We start from the raw sequence: 18190 nt of genomic DNA on the forward strand, positions 1-18190 counted from the left end.
GCCCAGAACACCGCGGGCCTGGAACGGCTGGCCCGCCGCATCCGGCCCGGCGTGGGCTGGCCGGACCTGGTGCTGCCGGCGCCCGTCCTGGGCCAGCTGCGCGAACTCGCCGCACGCGCCCGGCACCGGGACCGGGTGCTGGGCGACTGGGCGATGCGGCCCGGCGGGGGCCGCGGCCGCGGCGTGATGGCGCTGTTCGCCGGGGACTCGGGGACCGGCAAGACGATGTCGGCGGAGGTCGTCGCGGGGGAACTGGGGCTGGACCTGTACACGGTGGACCTCGCGACGGTGGTGGACAAGTACGTCGGCGAGACCGAGAAGAACCTGGAGCGGATCTTCACGGAGGCGGCGGGCGTCAACGGCGTGCTGCTCTTCGACGAGGCCGACGCCGTCTTCGGCAAGCGCTCGGAGGTCAAGGACGCGCACGACCGCTACGCGAACGTCGAGAGCGCGTACCTGCTCCAGCGGATGGAGACCTTCGACGGACTGGCCGTCCTGTCCACCAACCTCCGCGCCAACCTCGACGAGGCGTTCACCCGGAGACTGGACCTGGTGGTCGACTTCCCGCTGCCGGACGCCGAGCACCGACGCGCCCTGTGGGACCGCTGCCTGGGCCCGCGGCTGCCCCGCGGTGACGACCTCGACCTGGACTTCTGCGCCGCCGCCTTCGAGCTGGCGGGCGGCGACATCCGCTCGGCGGCGGTGACGGCGGCGTACCTGGCGGCGGAGGCGGGCCGTGCGGTGACGATGGCGGACCTGGTGGCGGCGGTGGCGCGCGAGTACCGCAAGCTCGGCCGGCTGTGCCTGGCGAGCGAGTTCGGACCGTACCTGCCGCTGGCGCGGTGAGACGGGCGAGGAGGCGAGGAGGCGAGGCCGTGCGGGACCAGGAGAACGGGGCCGGGGCCAGGGCTGGTGGCGGTGGCGGACGCCGGCCGGGGCAAGGGCCCGGGCCGGAGCGCGAGCCCACTGAGGGGCCCGTGGAGGGGCCCGGGCTGGAAGAGCGGTCGGGTCCCGGCGCGGAGTACGGACACACGGGCCCGGCCGGTGCGGCGGAGCGTCCCGACGGGCGGCCGGCCGCCGCGCTGCCGGACGGGCTCCTGCTGCGGGCGGCCGCCGACGGCCGGACCGACGTCCTCGGGCCGGCCGGACTGCTCCGGCTGCAGCGGACCGCCGGCAACGCCGGAGCGGTCGCCGCCGTCCAACACGCCGCCGTCCAACGGGCAGCGGTCCAACGCGCCGCGGTCCACGACGTGGTGGCCTCCGGCGGCGGCCGGCCGCTGGACCCCGAGGTGCGTACGGACATGGAGGCGCGGCTCGGCCACGACTTCGGGGACGTCCGCGTCCACACCGACGCGACCGCCGACGAGTCGGCGCAGGCCGTGGACGCCCATGCCTACACCGCCGGCTCCCACGTGGTGTTCCGGCAGGGCGCCTACGACCCCGGCTCGCACCAGGGCCGTACGACGCTGGCGCACGAGCTCACCCATGTCGTCCAGCAGCGTTCGGGCCCCGTGGACGGCACGGAGACACCCGACGGCCTCAAGGTCAGCGACCCGTCCGACCGCTTCGAACGCGAGGCCGTCGCCACCGCCGACCGCGCGATGGCGACCCCGCCGCCGTCCCCCGTCCAGCGCACGCCCACGACGGACCCACCCGCCTCCACGGACGGCCCGTAGCCTGCCCGGACCCGTCCCCGCCCGCCCTGACCGGGCATGCGGCCGAGGACGGGTTCGAGCGCAGCCCGGGCATGGCCCCGGAGTCCTACCTCTGACCCCAGCCGCAAGGTAGCGCGCTGCTTGACCACGGTTCGTCAGGTTCGCCCGTTGCCCTGGGCTCGCCGGTTCGTTGAGCCGGTCGGGTGGTCCCGTGGAGTACTCGCTCACCGGCCGGACGGCCGAGTACCACCGCGCGCAGATTCGCCAGGCGCTGGGCTTCCGCCCGTCGACGCGGGCGGACGAGGAACGGCTGATCGGGTGGCTGGCGGACGAGGTCTGCCCGGTCGAGCTGGTGGAGGACCGGCTGCGGGAGGCACCGCCGAGGACGCGCGGGCCACCCTGCTGGCTGCGCTGTGCTCCGCCCGACAGGCGGAGATCACCGACGCGCTGGTGGACCTGCTGGTCGCCCTGGTGCAGAAGATCAACGCCCGGGCTGAGCGGCGGGTGGAGCGGCAGCTCACCGCCGAGTTGAAGAAGGTCCGCGGCAAGGAGGGCATCCTCTTCAAGTTCGCCGACGCGGCGATCGGCAAGCCGGACGAGATCGTGCGGCGGGCCATGTACCCGGTGGTCGGGGAGAAGACGCTGCGGGACCTGGTGGCCGAGGCGAAGGCGAACGAGAAGGTCTTCAAGGCCAAGGTCCGCACCTCGCTGCGGAGCTCGTACAGCTCGTACTACCGGCAGATGCTGCCGCCGCTGCTGAAGACGCTGGACTTCAAGAGCAACAACACCGCCTACCGGCCGGCGATGGATGCCCTGGTGCTGCTGGAGAAGTACGCGACGGTGGACGGCAAGACCCGCTTCTACGACGCCAGCGAGAAGGTGCCGATGGACGGCGTCGTGCGCAAGGACTGGCGCGAGGCGGTGCTGGACGAGAAGGGGAAGATCGAGCGCATCCCGTACGAGCTGTGCGTGCTGGTGGCGCTGCGGGACGCGATCCGGCGCCGCGAGATCTACGTCGAGGGCGCCACGCGGTGGCGCAACCTGCATCTACTCCCAGCTCAAGTCCTGCTCGTCGTCCGAGGTAGCCGCGATGATCGAGGGCCTGCTGCGGCACTGCACGGACGCCGAGGTCGAGTCGAACTACGTGGACACCCACGGCGCCTCGGTGGTCGGGTTCGCCTTCACCGAGCTGCTGAACTTCCGGCTGCTGCCCCGGTTGAAGAACATCGGCAGCATCCGGCTGTACCGGCCGGACGACGACCCGCCCGGCTGGCCGGCGCTCGGCGGCTCGCTGACCCGCGCGATCAAGTGGGACCTGATCGCCCAGCAGTACGACCAGATGGTCAAGTACGCCACTGCCCTGCGGCTGGGCAGCGCCGAGGCCGAGCAGGTCCTGCGGCGCTTCACCCGCGGCGGACCCAAGCACCCCACCTACCAGGCCTTGGAAGAACTCGGCTGCGCGGTGCGCACCATCTTCGCCTGCGATTACCTCGCCAGCCCCGGCCTGCGCCGCGACCTCCTTCGCCGCGTGATCCGTTATGCGGCGCCCCAGCCGTCCTGGAGGAGAGCGAAGGCAGCTTCCACGGCCCGTTCGGGGTCGTCGGTGCGATGGGCGAAGGCCGATGTCTCCAGGGCGAAGTAGGCAAGGGCGGCACACCGGTAGTCGTCGGGCCGGCTGCCGGCGGCCTCGGCGATGGCGCGGGCGAGGGCGTCCTGGTGGCGCATCCACATGCGGTGCCCGTACTCGCTCAGGGCAGGCGTGTCGTTGACGAGGCGCACGAAGGCGGCGAACCGTACATCCCGGTCGCCAGCGCCGGTCCGTACCCGCTTGATGTGCGCGCACAGCGCCTGGGGGATGCTCTGGCCTTCCGGCCGGTCGTGGACGGCGGCGACGAGGCCGGCCTCCTGCTCGGTGTCCTCGTCGAAGACGAGCGCTTCCTTGGTGGGGAAGTACTTGAGAAGCGTGGTGGTCGACACGTCCACGGCATCTGCGATGTCGCGGATGGTGACGTTGTCGAAGCCGCGTTCGAGGAACAGGTTCAGGGCGGTGTCGGCCAGCGCCTGGCGGGTGGCGGCCTTCTTGCGCTCACGGCGCCCCACGGTTGCAGTCATGCTTGCATCATAGACAAAAAACACTGGCACAGAAAGTTGTGTGGTTGCACTTTTTGAGGTGAGTGTGTTTTTGTGGTTGCGCGATCGGCGAGGCGATGCCCAGCCCGCCCAGGCCACCGCGCCCACTGGCGCAGCCCTTACCCCCTCGACAAGTTGAAGTGCATCAGCAGCACGAGAGAAGGCACCACTGTGAACGCCACCACCCCCCGCATCGTGATCATCGGAGCCGGCCCCGGCGGACTGACCTGCGCCCGCGTCCTCCAGCGGCACGACATCCCCGTCACGGTCTACGATCTCGACGCTTCTCCCGCCGCCCGCGACCAGGGCGGCACCCTGGACATGCACCCCGACACCGGCCAGTACGCCCTGCGTGCGGCCGACCTGCTGGACGACTTCCTCGCCCTGGCCCGCCCCGAGGGCCGGCAGATGCGCATGATCGGCGCCGACGGCCGGATCGTGTTCGACGGCATCCCGCCCGAGGCCGACACCGCCGACGGCAATCCCGAGATCGACCGCGGCCAGCTGCGAAACCTCCTGCTGGACTCCCTCAAGCCCCACACCGTGCACTGGGCCCACAAGCTCACCCGCGTCGAGCCCGTCGGCGACGGCATCCACCGCGTGCACTTCGCCGACGGCGCCACCACCGACGCCGACCTCGTCATCGGCGCCGACGGCGCCTGGTCCACGGTCCGCCGCCTGCTGACGGATGCGATGCCCCTCTACACCGGCGTCACCTTCGTCGAGACCGGCTTCAACGACGTCGACACCCGTCACCCCCGCCTCACGGCGCTCACGGGCGCCGGCACCATGATGGCCCTCCACAACCAGCAGGGCCTCGTCGCCCAACGCAACAGCGGCGGACACATCCGCGTCTACGTCGCCATGCGAACCGACGAGGACTGGCACCAGCAGGCCGGGCTCGACCTCACTGATACCACCGCCGTGCGCAACGCCCTCCTGGACCGCTTCACCGGCTGGAGCGACCATCTCTTGGGCTTCATCACCGACACCGACACGGGCTACATCAACCGCCCCCTGTACGCCCTGCCCGTTCCCCACAGCTGGACGCACACGCCCGGCCTCACCCTCCTGGGTGACGCCGCCCACCTCATGTCCCCGTTCTCCGGGATGGGCGCCAACCTCGCCATGCTCGACGGCGCCGACCTCGCCCACGCCCTCATCGGCAACGCCACCATCGACCAGGCCGTCACCGCCTACGAGAAGATCTTGCTGCCCCGCTCTGTCGAAGCCGCCGTAGGAGCGGCCGGGGCCATCGATGACGCCTTCAGTCCCGACGGCGCCGCCCAGGTCCTCGCCCACATGACCCAGCACCACTGAGCTTGTTCTTCATGACCCGGTCTCGAACGCCGACCCGAACGTGATCACTCACATGGGTATTCGTCGGACGTGAGGGCGGCCCTCGGCTGATCTGCGCTCCGGCCAAGGATGCACTGGACCAGCACGAAGGCTGTGGGGATGAGTTTCCTGCAACGTGATGCCCGGCGGACGACGTCGCCGAGGTCACCGCGGTCCAGGTCCGCCGCGTGGTCGAGAGCCTGATCGCCGCCGGGCGGTGGCAGACCGGTGATCCGGACGTCCTGGTCGTGTTCGACGCCGGCTACGACGCCCCGCGCATGGCCTACCTGCTGCGCGGGCTGCCGGTGGAGGTGCTGGGCCGACTGCGGTCGGACCGGGTGATGCGCAAGCCCGTCCCGGTGCCGTGGATCTCACCGCCGCAGGGCGGACGTCTCCCGAAGCACGGCAAGGAGTTCCGCCCGGCCAAGCCGGAGACGTGGGGCGAGCTCGACGCGGCCACCGTCCAGGTCACCGACTGCTACGGCACCGCCCGCGCAATGGCCTGGGACCGCATCCACCCCCGGCTCACAACACGCGCCGCATGGATCGACCACGATGGCGAATTCCCTGTCCTCGACGGAACGTTGATCCGGCTGGAGATCGACCGGCTGCCCGGCGGCGGCGACCCGCTGCCGGTCTGGCTCTGGCCCTCCAGGACCGGTCTGGACAGCGCCGACGTCGACCTCCGCTGGGCAGGCCTTCCTCAGAAGATTCGACCTCGAGCACACCTTCCGTCTCGCCGAACAGACCCTCGGATGGACCCGCCCGAAGCTCCGCACTCCCCAGGCGGCGGACCGCTGGACCTGGCTGATCACCGTCGCGCACAGCCAGCTCCGCCTCACCCGTCCCCTCGCCGAGGACATCCGCCGGCCCTGGGAGAAACCGGCCGAACCGAACAGGCTCACACCCGCCCGCGTCCGCCGGGGGTTCAGGAGCCTCCGCCCCACCATGGCCTGCCCCGCCCGTGCGCCCAAACCCACAAGACCCGGCCCCGGCAGACCGCCGATTGGCCCGGCGATTGCAGGAGTGGGGCGGTAGCCTGCCGGCCGCGCGAGTGCCGTGCACGGACCGCGCCACACTGCTGCCGGCGAGCGAGAGGTAGTCAGCGCAAGGTGGTGTCGTGAACTGCGCGCGGCCGGCCGTCTCCACCAGCTTCCGCAGCGAAGATCTCCACCCGCGCCACCCGGCGCCCGAGCTGAGACCGCCGTGAAGCTCGCCGGGGAGATCCGCTCCTCCGGCGTTGCCGTGACCCTCGTCGTCCTCGAGCACAAGCGGCTCGGCCGCGGCATCGAACTGGCCATGCTCGCCAAGGAACTGAAGGCGAGCGACGTCGGCCTGGAGTTCCTCACCGGGGAGCTGAAGGGCTCACACAACCGGTCCCGCATCGTGTTCACCGTGCTTGCCGCGATGTCCGGCATGGAGCGCGAATACATCCGTGACCGCACCCTCGAAGGCCACGAGTCCGCCCGCAAGCGCGGCAAGACCATCGGCGGCGCGGGCGTTACCGACAAGTCCATGCTGTCCATGGCGCTCCACCTGTGCGACCAGGAGATGAGCCTGCGCGACATCGCCAAGCGGCTCGTCATCACCACCGGAGCGAAGAAGGGCCGGCACCCCTCACTGGCCACCGTCGTGCGGATGCTCCGCGAACACGACGAGCAGACCGCCACTGCGGCGATCACGTGATCGTCTCGCTACCTTGCGGCTGGGGTCAGAGGTAGGGCCCCGGGGCCGGCATACCCAGCCCCGCCGGCGCTTGAGGCGCTGGGGGCACCCCCGGACGAAGTCTGGGGGAGGGTTCGGGGGCAGAGTCCCCGACCACGGCGCCGCGCCGCACCGCTGGGGGTCCGGGGCGGAGCCCCGGTTACGGGAAGGGGCGGGGAGGGGAAACAGCACCGCGCAGCGGCTACGCCCGCGGTGGGACGGGGCCGCGCCCTCGGGGACGTGGGACGTGCTGCCGGCCTGGACGTCAGTGCGCCCGGGGCCGCTTCTCGTACGCGGTGCGGGCTGCGGCGAAGCGGGTCGGGCCCAGACGTTCGCGGAGTTGTTCCAGCAGCGGGCGGACCAGCGCCCGGCCCGCCTCCGCGCCGAGCAGATCGCCGACCGTGACCCAGGCGGTCGCGAGACGGGCGTACGCCGTCGCGTCGTCCCCGAGGGCCTCGGCGGCCCCCACGGTCTCGCTGACGGCGGCCAGGTAGGCGATCGGGTCGGCGGCGTCCAAGGCGCCCTGTCGGGCCGCGTCGAAGCGACCCAGCGCCAGCGCCGCGTCCCCGGCGAGCAAGGCGATCCGGCCGCCGGTGATGCCCCGTCGGGCCGCCGACGTGCCGTCGCGCGGCGCCGTCGCCGAGACCGCCGCCCACACCCGCTCCGCGGTCTCCGGCTCCGCGTGTGCCACGGCCAGCGCCGCACCGAGCGCGGCGGCCTCCGCCTCGTCGGGCTCGCCGTGCGCGGTGAACAGCTCCTCGGCGTCCATCAGGTCACCGGCCGCGTCGTGCCACCGCTGCGCCGCGATCCCCGCGGCGGCACGCCGCCCCAGGACACGCGCCCGGACCAGCCCGTCCTGCCCGGCGTCGAGGAGTTCGAGCACCTCGCCGAAACCCGCGTACGCCGTCTTCGCGTCGCCCAGTGCCAGCGCCTGCTCGGCCCGCTCGACCTCCAGCGCCCGGCGCACGCCGTCCGGCAACCCCTCGGCGGCCGCCGCCCGTTCCAGGTTGTGCCGGGCCGCCCCCAGGTCCCCGCGCAGCCGCTGCGTCGTGGCGGCCAACAGCAGGCAGAAGCCCTCGCGGGCCGGTTCCGCCAGGCGGTCCCACACCCCGGCGGCCTCCTCCAGCGCGACCGCCGTCGTACCGAGGTCACCGTCCTGCGTCGCCGCCGTCGCCAGTCGCTCCAACGCCTCGGCCAACGCCCCCGGCTCCCCACCACGCAGCCGGGCAACCTCCTCCCGCGCGGCCGCGGTTGCCGCGGTGGCCGCCGGGGCGGCGGGGACCGGGGCGACGGGGGGCGGAGCGGCGGGGCCCGGGGCGCCGGTAGCTGTGGTGCCGGCGGTGGGGGCGCTGGCAGCTGTGGCGCCGGCAGGCGTGGTGTCCGGGGTCGGGGCGTCGGCAGGCGCGGCGTCGCCGGTTGTGCCGCCAACAGTCTTGGTGGCAGCAGCCGTGGGGCCGTCAGGCGTGGGGCTGCCAGCAGTGGTGCCGGCGGTCTGGAGGCCGGCGGCCGTGGCGTCCGGGGCTGTGGCGCCGGCAGGCGTGGTGTCCGGGGTCGGGGCGTCCGCAGGCGCGGCGTCGCCGGCTGTGCCGCCAACAGTCTCGGCGGCAGCAGCCGTGGGGCCAGGAGCCGTGGGGCTGCCAGCAGAGGTGCCGCCGGTCGGGAGGCCGGCAGCCGTGGCGTCCGGGGTCGTGGCGCCGGTAGCCGTGCCGCCAACGGTCTTGGCAGCAGCGGCCGTGGGGCCAGGAGCCGTGGGGCCGGCAGGCGTGGCGTCGGGTGTCGTGCCGCCGCCAGGCGTTGCGGCGGGCATGGGCGTCCTCATTGGGTCTCCTGAACTGCGTATCCCTGGGCCGCCAGCCGGGCGCGGGCGGTTGCGACGGCGGTCTCCCGGGCGGCTCGGTGCTCGCCCGCCCACGCCCCCATCCGGGCGAGCAGGTCGTCGTGGGCGCCCTGCGTCCGCTCCTCGTCTCCGGCGGCGGCCTGCCGTTCCTGGCGGGCCTGGTCGCGCGTCGCCTCGGACTCGCCCAGCCGCTCCTGGTTGCGCGAGCGCAGCTCCTCGACCTGCCGGCGGCCCTGGTCGAGTTCGCCCTCGGTCCGCTGGTTGCCCTGCTCCACCGCCCCGATGCGCGCCTCGTCGGCCTGCATGCCCGTACGCCGCCCCTCCATCTGGCCCTGCGTGGCGCTCGCCTCCCTGACCCGCCCCAGCGCCGTGATCAGCCGCTCCGAGTCGGCGCTCGCGCCCCGCGCGCTGTTGCCCAGGCTCCCGGGCAGGTAGCCGAACAGGTTCGCCATGCCCCGGAACATCTGCAAGCTGCCTACCAGCGTCGCGACCGCCCCCGCCTCCTGCGCCGTCCGGCCCAGGGTCTCGATGGCTCCGCCCGCCGTCGACTGCTGCTCCCGGTTGGTCGACTGCGTCTCCCTGGTGGCCGCCGACTGCGCCTGCCCGCCCGCGATCAACTGCTGCGACACCTCACCCGCCCGGCCCAGCTGGGCGTCCTGCCCGCGCTGGGTGGCCGCCTGGGCGGCCATCCCGCCCTCGGTGCGGGCGAGTTGGGCCTGGGCCTGGCGGGTCACGGCGATGCGTTCACGGAGCACGGCGAGCTCGGCGGGGGTGCCGGGCGGCGCCGGATAGGCCGGGTTGACGGGGATCTCCACGACCTCGCCGGGCCGCAGACCCGCCGCCAGGGCGGTGTACGCCGGACCGCGCCGCGACGGCCCGGCCCCGCCCGCCGCGGAGCCCGCGGCCGATTCCTGCCCCTGTGCCTGCCCCTGCGTCTGTCCCTGTCCCTGCCCTTGCCCTTGCCCCTGGCCGTGGGCCTGTCCCCACTCCCGTCCCTGCTGGCGGCCTTCGCGGATGCCGACCATCCCGGGCCCGGGCTGCAGCTCGCGCGTGGTCGCGTCGATGCGGGCGCCGGCCGCGGCCCGGTCGGCGCGCAGCTGCGCCTGGGCACCGGCGAGCGTCGCCGACCGCTCGGCCGACGTGCCACCGCTCGCGCCGACCCGGGCGCGCTGCTGGTAGTCGGCGAAGTCCCGGTAGCGCTGGGTGGTGGTGCCGCCGCCGGGGGTCGAGGTCTGCACCTGCAACGACAGCGGGTGCGTGGGGTCGTAGGCGAACTGCGTCGCGCCGTACCCGGTGTGGTTGCCGTCCGCGTCGTACACCGGGAAGTGCAGCTCGGAGGTCTGCCGCCGGCCGGCCAGGCCCTGCCCGTGCTGCTCCTGGAGCACGCTGAAGTCGCCGCCCGCCTGCGAGGGCTGGCTGTTCAGGCTCTGCCACGCCGGATCGGCGCTGGTGGGATGGCTGTGGTAGACGAGCTCCAACGGCCCCGCCACGCTCGGCGGGGCGACCGAGTCGGCTCCGCCCTGCATCACGTGGTAGTTGCCGGCGGAGTCCCGCCACACCCCCGACTCCCGTCCCGGGTCGGCCCGCACCTGCGCCTGGTACTGCGCCATCGCCGCGGCGCGGTCCGTGGTGGGCGGCAGGGTCTGGGTGTGGTCGGCGTACGCGGAGGCGGGCGTGGCCGCGGGCGCCGACGTGTGGGCGGTGCCTCCCGGGGAGGCGGGGGCGGGCGTGTGAGGAGTGCCTCCCGGCGAGGCGGGGGCCGGCCCGTGCTCCGGCGCGGCGTTGAACGTCGCGTCCCAGTCGTAGTCGTCGAATCCCCCTACGCCCTCCGACGCCAGCCGTGCGCTGCGCCGCTGCTCGGCCACGGCGTGCCGCTGCTCCGCCGAACGGGGCTGGGCGAGAGGGGTCCCGGACGCATCGGCGTCGGCCCGCGCCTGCGCGCTGCCCGCCGCGTCACCCGCACCCCACAGCTCGGCCTGCGCCGCGAGCGCGCGGTGCGTGGGGTCGGTCGCCTGATGGGGCTGGATCTCGCCGTTCGCGATCGCGGTGTCGACCGCCTGCTGGTGGCGGTCGAGGGAGGGCAGGAGGAGGTCGTCGGTGAGGCTGCGGGGTCCGCCCTGAGCCTGCAGGGCGGCAGTGGCCTGGTTGTCGAGACGCGTCTTGTGTTCGGCGACCGCCGCGTGTTCGGCGATCGTCGTCGCGCGCCGGTAGTCGGCCCCGTCCGAACCACTGGCGCTGGTCCGCTGCCAGTCCGGCGTACCGGTCGCCGGATCGATGGTCGCGTCGCGCACCTGAGCGCCTGGGACGACGTGTTCGGAGATCAGCGCGTCGCCGCGCCGACCCTGGTGGCTGTGCTGCCCGATGTCACCGGCCTGCGCATCGCCGCGGTTGCGCCGGCTGTTCACCGACATCGCCTCGTCGGAGAAGTCCCCGCGGATCTCGACGTCGGCCCGGACCGGGGACGGGGTGCCGGACACGGGCGAGGGAGCGGAGGGCGCGGGGCGGGCGGGGCCCGTGCCGGTGCCTCCGTCGGCGGGGGCGGGGGCGGGGGCGGGCGTTGTGTCGGCGCCTGCGTCGGGGTGCGGGGTACCGCCGGCATCGGTATCGGCATTCGTGTGCGTGGCCGTGGGGCCGGCGTCGGCGTCCGTGTCGAAGTGGGGCGGGGGTCCGGGGTCGGTGTCGGAGTGTGTGGGGCCGGCGTCGGCGTCCGTGTCGAAGTGCGGTGCCGGGCCGGGGTCGGTGTCGGAGTGGGTGGGGCCCGCGTCGGCGTCGGAGTGGGTGGTGGGGCCCGCATCGGCGTCCGTGTGCGTGGCCGTGGCGCCTGCATCCGCGTCCCCGTGCGGCGTAGTGCCCGCATCCGCATCCGCGTCCACGTGCGGCGTGGTGCCCGCGTCCGCGTCCACGTGTGGCGCCGCGCCCGCGCCCGCTCCCGCATCCGCGTCCGCGTCCGCGTGGGCGGCCGGGCCCGGTGCCTCCGGCATTTCCACGTGCAGCCGCGGGCCCCCGGAGGAGGTGACCGAACCCGAGGGCCTGCCGCCCGCCGCACGTTCCTGGAGGCGGGTGATGCCGCGGTCGATGCGGTTGCCGCCCGCGGTCCCGACCCGGGCGCCGACCTTGGCGGCGAGCGCGCCCACCACCGCACCGCTGACCTGCCCGGCCGCCGCCGACAGCTGCTGGCCCTGCGCCTCGATGGACGCGGGATCGCCCTGGGAGTCGAAGGCGTGCAGCGCGCGCAGCGCGGTGACCACCGGCCGGACGATCACGTTGATGATGAGCCCCACCGCCGTCGTGGCGATGCCCATGCCCGTCGCCACCCCCGACAGCGTCGCCGCCAGCGGAGCCAGCGTGCCACCCGACAGCACGGCGCCCACCCACATGCCGACCGCGATACCGCCGAGGACGCCGGCCACCACGTCCATCAGGGACATCGTGACGTCGAGCACCTCGGCCAGCCCCTCCAGGTCGTTGGCGAGCCGCTCGTATCCCGTACCCGTACCGATGCGGCCGATGGTCTGCCCGGTCGCGCTCCAGTCGCGCATCGCCAGACCGGCGAGCGCCATCACCCCGCCGATGGCCGGGCCCAGACCCGGCACGGGGGTCGCCGTGGCCCCCCTCGACACGGCCAGGGTGGCCAGCCGGCGGCCCGCGACCTGCCCGACGGCGGCGCCGATCGCGCTCATCGCGAAGCCCATCACCGCGCCGCCGGCCGCGCCGCTGGCCGCGCCCTGGCCGGCCATGTCCAGCAGGAACCGGGCGCGGTCGTCGCTGCCGGCCGTGCCGAGGCTGCCGTACGAGCCCGCCCACCGCTCGTGTTCGGCGAGTTCGGTGCTGATCAGATCGCCGTCCGCGGGTCCCTGCCCCGGCCCGCCGCCCGGCGCGGTCTCCGTATCGGCCCCGCCGTCGGCCTGGCGCCCGGTGTCCTCCCCGCTCTGCCGGCCGCCGCCCTCCGGTCCGGCGGGCCGGGAGCCCCGGCGTTCCCCGCCTTCGCCCGCCCGGCCGTCACGTCCGCCGTCCGTGCCTCCTGCGCCCTGCGCGCCTTCCGCGGCGGAGCCGTCCCTGCCGCTGTCACCCCGGCCGCTGTCACCCCGGGCACTGCCGTCTCGGTCACCGCCTTCCCTGGCGCTGCCGTCTCGGTCACCGCCCTCCCGGTCACCGCCTCCGAGGTCACCGGCTTCCCGGGCGCCGTGCTCCCGGCCGGCCTCGGCGCGGCCGCCGGCGGCCTCCGGGTCCCGGCCCGGGTCCGGACCCGGCCCGCCTGCCCTGGCTCCCCCGGAACTCCCGTCCGCGGCCGGTTCCCGTTCCTGTCCGGGTTCCCGCGTACCTCGGTGCCCCACCCCCCCGCCGACACCGTCGGCACCGTGCGCGGCTGGCTCCGACTCCGACTCCGACGTCGGCCCCGTCCCCGTCCCCGCCCCCGCGCCCCCGGCTTCCTCCCGCCGGACGTCCGGGGCCTGGGCCGGGGCGGGGGCAGGGCGGGCCGTAGGGTCGAAGCGCTGGAGCGCCAGGTACCGGTTCACCGCCCCGTTGCCCGCCAGCCGCTGGAGCCCGACGACCTGGCCGACCGCCGCCGCCCCGCCCCGCGCGCCGTCGCCCAGCAGCGCGCTCACCGCCTGGTTGCCGGGCCGCCCGCCGGCGGGTCCTTCGTTGCCGGGCCCCGCATGACCGGGTCCTTGCCCGATGGCTCCCTGCCCGACGGCTCCCTCGACAGGCTCGGCACGGCGCTGCGCACCGGCCGCCCCGGTGGCTTCGGCATCCTGCGGGCGCTCGGTGGTCCGGTCCACCGGAACAGGGTGTGCGGCGGCGTTGATCGCGTGAAGTGCCCGGCTGCCGTGCGAAAGCGCACGCCGGTCTGCCCGTCGGGGCATGTCGACGTTCCCCCGAAGGCGCACGACCGGTCATGACCAACGCGGCGGACCAGGCGAGAGGGTGTGATCGACCGTCACGTCCACGGGGGAGGGGCCGGATGCCGCCGTACAAGTCACCAGGCGTCTACGTCGAGGAGGTCGAGGCGGGGTCCCGCCCGATCGAGGGCGTGGGTACCGCAGTGGCCGCCTTCGTCGGGCTGGCCGCGGACGGCCCGTTCAACGCCCCGACCCTGGTGACCAACTGGAGCCAGTTCACCTCCACCTTCGGCGAGTTCGTCGACGGCGCCTACCTCGCGCACGCCGTCTACGCGTACTTCCTCAACGGCGGCGGCACCGCCTACGTCGTCCGCGTCGGCGACGACGGCGCGGCCGCCGCCCAGGACCGCCCCGCCGTGGGATCCGCCGCGCCCGCCCCCGCAACCGCCCCCGGCAAGCGCGCCAAGGCCGCCGCCGGCGCCCTGCCCGCAGGTCCGCGCACCGCGCTCGGCGGCTTCCAGGTCGCCGCCCTCGAAGGCACCGGCGAAGGACTCGCCGTCGAGGTCGCGGACGCGGGCGGCGAGTCGCCCGCGGAGGACGCGTTCACCCTCAACGTCAAGCGCGGCGACCGCGTCGAGGAGACCTGGGAGGTCTCCAGCAAGCGCAGCCACCGCCAGTACGTGGTCACCGTCGTACGCGACCGCTCCCGGCTGATCACCGTCGAGGACGCCGGCCCGTCGCAGGCCCTGGCGCGGCCGGACAACCAGACGGTCGCCCTCGCCCCCGCCCCCACGCCCGAACCGGCCGCGCCCGTCGTGCCCGCGGCCCTCACCTCCGACGCGTACGTGGGGAGTTCGGCCGACCGCACCGGCTTCGCCGGCCTGGAGACCGTCGACGAGATCACCATGCTCGCCGTGCCCGACCTGATGAGCGCCTACCAGCAGGGCGCGCTCGACGACGAGGGCGTCAAGGCCGTCCAGCTCGCGATGATCGCCCACTGCGAGCTGATGGGGAACCGCGTCGCGATCATCGACCCGCCGCCCGACCTCTCACCGCAGCGGGTCAAGGAATGGCGGCAGACCGGCGCGGGCTACGACTCCAAGTACGCCGCCCTCTACTACCCGTGGGTCAAGGTGGCGGACCCGGGAGCGGCCGGACAGACCCGCTTCGTACCGCCCAGCGGCGCACTGGCCGGCGTCTGGGCGCGCAACGACGAGAGCCGGGGCGTCCACAAGGCCCCCGCCAACGAGGTCGTACGCGGCGCCGTCGACCTGGCCGTGCACCTGACCAAGGGCGAGCAGGACCTGCTCAACCCGATCGGGGTGAACTGCCTGCGCGCCTTCCCCGGCCGCGGCATCCGGGTGTGGGGCGCGCGCACCCTGTCCTCCGACGCGGCGTGGCGGTACCTGAACGTACGCCGGCTCTTCAACTACATCGAGGACTCCATCCTGTTGGGCACTCAGTGGGTGGTCTTCGAGCCCAACGACGACGCCCTGTGGGCGCGGATCCGGCGGACGATCTCGGCGTTCCTGGTGAACGAGTGGCGTCGCGGCGCGCTGTTCGGGCTGACGCCCGACGAGGCCTTCTACGTCAAGTGCGACCGCGAGACGAACCCGACGGAGGGCATCGAAGCGGGCGAGGTGGTCTGCGAGATCGGCATCGCGCCGGTCAAGCCGGCCGAGTTCGTGATCTTCCGGCTGGCCCAGTTCTCGGGCGGCACCAGTCTGGTCAACGAGTAACGACAGCGACCGCGCTAGCGGCGGCAGTAGCAGGGGGTACAGGGCGTGGCGCTTCCCGACATGGACACCTCGGTCGGCCATTCCTTCGGGCTGGAGATCGACGGGGTCGTCATCAAGCAGATCAACGAGGTGACGGGCCTGAAGATGGAACAGGACGTCATCGAGCTGAAGCAGAACACGGCGGACGGCAAGTACGTCATCAAGAAGCTGCCGGGCCGGCCCAAGGCGGGCGAGGTCACCCTCACCCGGGGTCTGACCGCCGACAACAACTTCGAAAAATGGATCAAGGACGCCCGGTTCGGGAAGATGGGTTCGGCCCGCAAGGGCGGCGCGATCATCGTCTTCGACTACGAGGGCCAGCCGATCAAGCGGTACACGCTGGTCAACGCGTGGCCCAAGAGCCTGGAGATCAGCTCGCTGAAGGCCGGGGACACCAGCGTACTGACGGAGAAACTCGTCATCACGTACGAGCAGATGGACGTGGCGTGATCGACTGATGCGACGTCGGATGGCAGCGCCCCCGCCGGGCGCGACGCAGGAGCCGGTGCCGCCGGCCGCCGACCGGACGACACCGCCCGGAGCGGACGGGTCGGCCGGGTCGGCCGGGTCGGCGACGGCCGAACCCCGCACGATGCGGACGGAGTTCACCTTCGAGCTGCCGCGCGGATACGTGGACCCGTCCGGGCAGGTCCACCGTACGGGCGTGATGCGGCTGGCGACCGCCCGCGACGAGCTGGTGCCGCTGCGGGACGACCGGGTGCGCGAGAACCCGGCGTACCTGTCGGTGGTCCTGCTGGGACGCGTGGTGGAGCGGATCGGGACGGTCACGGACGTGCACGCCGGGATCATCGAGGACCTGTTCGCCTCGGACCTGGCGTTCCTCCAGGACTTCTACCGGCGGATCAACGCGGAGGGCCACACCCGGGCACACGTGCGGTGCCCGTCGTGCGCGACGGACTTCGCGGTGGACCTGGCGGGTGGTGGGCGCCTGGGGGAATCGTGACGTACGCGACGAGGCCCGGAGGGGCGGACGAGCTGTACGGCGAAGTCGCGTACATCGCCTATCACTTCCACTGGTCCATGGACTCGATCCTGGACCTGGAGCACGCGGAGCGCCGCCGGTACGCCGGCCTGATCGCCCGGCTGGCCGGGGGGCGGTGAGCGGTGGTGTTCGAAGCGGTGTGGGGCCGGCTGCGGCGTGCCGCCGCGGCGGGGCGGGGTGGGGGCGAAGGGTCCGCTGCCTCGGGGCGCGACGCCGATCGGGGGCCGGCGGCCACAGATCCGGAGCCGGGTCCGGCGGCCGTGCCGACGCCGACGTCGACGGAACCGCCGGGGTGGACCGAACTCCCGTCGGTGCAGCGTACGTTCGGGTCGCCGGAGCTGCTGACCGATCCCGCGGGCTTCGCGGGCGGGTTGTCGGCGTGGCGCAACCCGACGCTGTCGACCGCGTTGGGCCACGCGGTGACACCGGACGCCCCGTCAGGCGTCGTCCACGGGGTGGCCGAACCGGCCGCGACGGCGATGCCGCCGCGGACCACGACGTACGCCCCGCCGCCGACGCAGCCACCAGGGCCGGGGCCGGGGCTGGGCGCGATGCTGGGCCCGACGCCGTCGTCCTCGCCCGCAGCTTCGCCGTCGCGGTCACCTGAACCATCGCCGTCGGCTACGTCGGCTACGTCGGCTACGTCGGCCCTGTCGGGCCCGTCGGCCCTGTCGGGCCCGTCGGGCAGCCCGGTGGTGCCGGTGCCGTCGCCTTCGCCCTCGCCCTCAGTCTCGCCGTCGCGGTCGCCCGAACCTTTGCGGTCGTCCGAAGTGTCGCGGTCGGCCGCGTCGGGCCGTCCGGTGGTGCCGTCGCCGTCGCCGTCGCCGTCGCCGTCGCCGTCGTCGACCTCGTTCGTGCCCGCGCCTGCGCCCGCGGCTGCGGCTGTGCCCGCGTTCCCGCCCGTGCCGTCTCCGGCGCCGTCCCGGTCGGAGGCCGCGCCGACCGAGCCCGGTGCTGGCGCCGGTGCCGGGGTCGGCACCGGGGAGTCGGCTTCCGTGGTTCCCATGGCGACGGACCGGAGCCGGTCGCTCACCTCCGCCCCGCAGCCCGATCTGCCCGTGCGCGCCCTGCCGGTCCAGCGGATCGCCGGTCCGGAGTCGGGCCGTACCGCGCCGTCAGCGGCCGCACAGGGCGCGCCGAGGGGCGTACGAGCGTCCGACGGCCCGGCGGCAGCCGTGCCGCCTGAAATGGGCGGGGCGGGTGGCCGGGACGGCGGGCCAGGGGCCCCGATGCTGCCGACCGACTCGCCGCGGGACCTCCCGGGCGCGCCGATCTCCGCGGGGGCGAGTGACGCCCCTGCCGGTCCCGCTCCGACACCCGTGCGCCCGCCCTCAGGAGCGGCCGACAGGCCCGTCACCCCCATCGCGCCCTTGTCGTCCGCCACCGCAGACCTTCCCGTGGCTGCGCCGCGCCCTCCCGCCGCCCAGGAAGTGCAGCGCGCGCGGGAACTCCCGGCGGACCGTCCGGTCGTGCCGCCCTCGCCTGCCGCGCCCGCCCGGCCCATGGGCGCGGCGCTGCCGCCGGGAGTGTGGGAGCAGCCCGGTCTCCGTCCGGAACCGGCAGAGTCCGGACCACATGACGACCGGGAGGCACCCACCGCACCGCTCGGGCCCGGGGTGGTTCCGCCGGCGTCGGATGCGCCAGGGCCCCTGGGGCAGGCGCTGCCCTCCGCCGTACAGCGGCGGGCCGGCTCCCCGGACCTGCCGGTCGTGCCGCCTTCACCGCCCGCGCCGCAGCCGCCGGGCGGTCGCGACCTGCCGTCCGTGCCGCTCGGGTCCGCCGCGCCGGGCCCGGGCCCGGCTCTTTTAAAACTCTGAAGCTGCCGACGAACTCTCCCGGTGAGAACTTGTGGGGGGGGCGGCATATGATAATGAACGATACATGGTACACTTGCACATGGCGTA

At 74.2% G+C, this 18190-nt stretch carries 11 protein-coding genes and 2 pseudogenes; 10 read left to right on the plus strand and 3 right to left on the minus strand.

Annotated features, from left to right (window positions below):
* The 3 genes and pseudogenes from GPJ59_RS20345 to GPJ59_RS39055 form a co-directional block, all read left to right on the plus strand.
* A partial coding sequence (locus tag GPJ59_RS20345) for an ATP-binding protein (protein WP_219668649.1) occupies positions 1–846 on the plus strand: 846 nt, incomplete at its 5' end.
* A gap of 131 nt (positions 847–977) precedes the next feature.
* Positions 978–1676 (plus strand): eCIS core domain-containing protein, encoded by a 699-nt coding sequence (locus GPJ59_RS20350; RefSeq protein ID WP_308120389.1) that lies wholly within the window; start codon positions 978–980, stop codon positions 1674–1676.
* Positions 1677–2691: 1015 nt separating this feature from the next.
* A pseudogene (locus GPJ59_RS39055) lies at positions 2692–3174 on the plus strand (Tn3 family transposase); the annotation flags it as partial.
* A 17-nt stretch (positions 3175–3191) separates the two neighbouring features.
* Here the strand turns inward: GPJ59_RS39055 and GPJ59_RS20360 are convergent.
* On the minus strand, positions 3192–3767 hold the full coding sequence (locus tag GPJ59_RS20360; RefSeq protein WP_219668651.1) for a TetR/AcrR family transcriptional regulator: 576 nt from the start codon (positions 3765–3767) through the stop codon (positions 3192–3194).
* Between the two features lie 189 nt (positions 3768–3956).
* Here GPJ59_RS20360 and GPJ59_RS20365 point away from each other — a divergent pair, with 189 nt between their 5' ends.
* The 3 genes and pseudogenes from GPJ59_RS20365 to GPJ59_RS20375 all read left to right on the plus strand — a co-directional run bounded on the left by GPJ59_RS20365 (position 3957) and on the right by GPJ59_RS20375 (position 6809).
* Positions 3957–5105, plus strand: coding sequence for an FAD-dependent oxidoreductase (locus GPJ59_RS20365; RefSeq protein ID WP_219668652.1), 1149 nt, complete (start codon positions 3957–3959; stop codon positions 5103–5105).
* 161 nt (positions 5106–5266) lie between these two features.
* Positions 5267–6125: pseudogene (locus GPJ59_RS20370) on the plus strand (transposase); the annotation flags it as partial.
* Positions 6126–6329: 204 nt separating this feature from the next.
* The gene (locus tag GPJ59_RS20375; protein ID WP_308120390.1) at positions 6330–6809 is read left to right on the plus strand and encodes a recombinase family protein; all 480 of its coding nucleotides are present in this window, start codon (positions 6330–6332) and stop codon (positions 6807–6809) included.
* 283 nt (positions 6810–7092) lie between these two features.
* Here the strand turns inward: GPJ59_RS20375 and GPJ59_RS20380 are convergent, their stop codons facing one another.
* Together GPJ59_RS20380 and GPJ59_RS20385 are read right to left on the minus strand one after the other, a co-directional pair.
* On the minus strand, positions 7093–8634 hold the full coding sequence (locus tag GPJ59_RS20380) for a hypothetical protein (protein ID WP_219668653.1): 1542 nt from the start codon (positions 8632–8634) through the stop codon (positions 7093–7095).
* Positions 8635–8642: 8 nt separating this feature from the next.
* The gene (locus GPJ59_RS20385) at positions 8643–13445 is read right to left on the minus strand and encodes a hypothetical protein (protein ID WP_219668654.1); all 4803 of its coding nucleotides are present in this window, start codon (positions 13443–13445) and stop codon (positions 8643–8645) included.
* A gap of 182 nt (positions 13446–13627) precedes the next feature.
* Between GPJ59_RS20385 and GPJ59_RS20390 the strand changes: the two genes are divergently transcribed.
* The 4 genes from GPJ59_RS20390 to GPJ59_RS38590 are packed head-to-tail and all read left to right on the plus strand — an operon-like array spanning position 13628 to position 16405.
* Positions 13628–15244, plus strand: coding sequence for a phage tail sheath family protein (locus tag GPJ59_RS20390; RefSeq protein ID WP_219668655.1), 1617 nt, complete (start codon positions 13628–13630; stop codon positions 15242–15244).
* A gap of 45 nt (positions 15245–15289) precedes the next feature.
* Positions 15290–15733, plus strand: a complete 444-nt coding sequence (locus GPJ59_RS20395) for a phage tail protein (RefSeq protein ID WP_219668656.1) — start codon at positions 15290–15292, stop codon at positions 15731–15733.
* Between the two features lie 7 nt (positions 15734–15740).
* Entirely contained in the window at positions 15741–16247 is a 507-nt protein-coding gene (locus GPJ59_RS20400; protein WP_219668657.1) for a hypothetical protein, read from the plus strand.
* Entirely contained in the window at positions 16244–16405 is a 162-nt protein-coding gene (locus GPJ59_RS38590; protein ID WP_308120391.1) for a DUF6760 family protein, read from the plus strand. The genes GPJ59_RS20400 and GPJ59_RS38590 overlap by 4 nt, the downstream gene beginning before the upstream one ends.
* Positions 16406–18190 lie beyond the last annotated feature (1785 nt).

The sequence above is a fragment of the Streptomyces bambusae genome (assembly GCF_019400985.1).
Lineage (GTDB): Bacteria > Actinomycetota > Actinomycetes > Streptomycetales > Streptomycetaceae > Streptomyces > Streptomyces bambusae_A.